1 protein-coding gene is annotated in these 496 nt (G+C 72.2%); it reads right to left on the bottom strand.

Annotated elements, in window-relative coordinates; all coding sequences use genetic code 11:
- On the bottom strand, positions 1-496 hold a 496-nt coding region (locus HCK04_RS40545), incomplete at both ends, for a DUF222 domain-containing protein (RefSeq protein WP_142652797.1).

The raw sequence follows: 496 nt of genomic DNA, 5'->3' as shown, positions 1-496 counted from the left end.
GTCGTCGTCGGTGGCCGGGTCGGTGTCTTCGGTGGCCGGGTCGGTGTCTTCGGTGGCCGGGTCGGTGTCTTCGGTGGCCGGGTCGGTGTCTTCGGTGGCCGGGTCGGTGTCGTCGGTGGCCGGGTCGGCGGGGTATGGGTTGTCGTCGGCGGGGTCGGTGGTTTCGGGGTCGGTGGGGAGGGATTCGGCGCTGACCACGACGAGGAGCTCGGTGACGATCTTCTGCTCCAGCAGGGCGATCAGCGCGTCCGCCTGGCGCACCGTCAGCGGGCGGTCATCCCCCTGTGCCCTCAGCTTGGCGTACGCCTGCAACAACGTCATCAACCGGGCGCCGGCCTCACGCGGCAGGTAGAACTCTCCTTCCACGCCGCCGCCCTTGCCCGGGCGGACCCGCAGGAACCGCCGCCCGTAATCGGCCCGCTCGTCGCGTTCTTCGCCGTCGGGGTCGAGCACCGCCCGCAGGTGGCGGCCGGCTTTGGCGACTTCCGCCGCCCCC

This window comes from Microbispora sp. CL1-1 (assembly GCF_012034195.1).
GTDB lineage: Bacteria > Actinomycetota > Actinomycetes > Streptosporangiales > Streptosporangiaceae > Microbispora.
Note: the sequence above shows the minus strand (reverse complement) of the source record. Positions and strands in the feature narration are given on the sequence as shown.